We start from the raw sequence: 783 nt of genomic DNA on the forward strand, positions 1-783 counted from the left end.
CCTCGGCGGAACAGGAGCGCGCGGCGCTTCGGTACTCATCCCGCCCCCTGGTCATCGGTCCTTCCGTAACTCTAAGGGCTGGCACCGACGGTGCAGGAACCAGTGTGCCGGGGTGCGGCATCTGCCCAGAACATCCCCCTACCCTGCGGTAATCACATCTGGCAGGCTTCGGTCATGACGCCCCGTGCAGCTGACCGGACCCGGTACGACCGGGCCACCGCCCACCTCGACGCCCCGCTCGCGATCGTCGACCTCGAGGCTTTCGACGCCAACGCCCGTGACCTCGTCCGCCGCGCCGCGGGCAAGCCGATCCGGGTGGCGAGCAAGTCGGTTCGGTGCCGGGCCCTGCTGGAGAGGGTGCTTGCGCAGGACGGTTTCGAGGGGCTGATGTCCTTCACCCTGGCCGAGTCGCTCTGGCTGGCGCGGTCGGGTTTCGATGACGTACTGCTCGCCTATCCGTCGGCGGACCGTGCCGGGTACGCGGAGCTGGCCGCCGATCCCAAGCTCGCCCAACTGGCCGAGCTGGCGCGGTCGATCGCCCGCCGGCCCGGTTTCCGGCTGGTGGGGATCATGGCGTACGAGGGTCATGTGGCCGGGGTCGGCGACTCGATCGCCGGGCGCCCGCTGCGTTCGCGCGCGGTGCGGCTGATGCAGTCCACGGCCCGCAAGGAGCTCGCCACCCGGCGCGCTGCCGTGGTGCGGGCGGTGCGTGCGGTGGCGCCCGAGCTGGAGTTCGTCAACGGCGGTGGCACCGGCAGCGTCCAGCACACGGCCGCCGAGGAC

The 783-nt window shown here is 71.5% G+C and carries 1 protein-coding gene; it reads left to right on the forward strand.

Annotated elements, in window-relative coordinates; genetic code table 11:
* Positions 1-174: 174 nt before the first annotated feature.
* On the forward strand, positions 175-783 hold a 609-nt coding region (locus J0695_RS41230; RefSeq protein ID WP_505383643.1), incomplete at its 3' end, for a type III PLP-dependent enzyme domain-containing protein.

The organism is Streptomyces beijiangensis, from assembly GCF_017315755.1.
Taxonomy (GTDB): domain Bacteria; phylum Actinomycetota; class Actinomycetes; order Streptomycetales; family Streptomycetaceae; genus Streptomyces; species Streptomyces beijiangensis.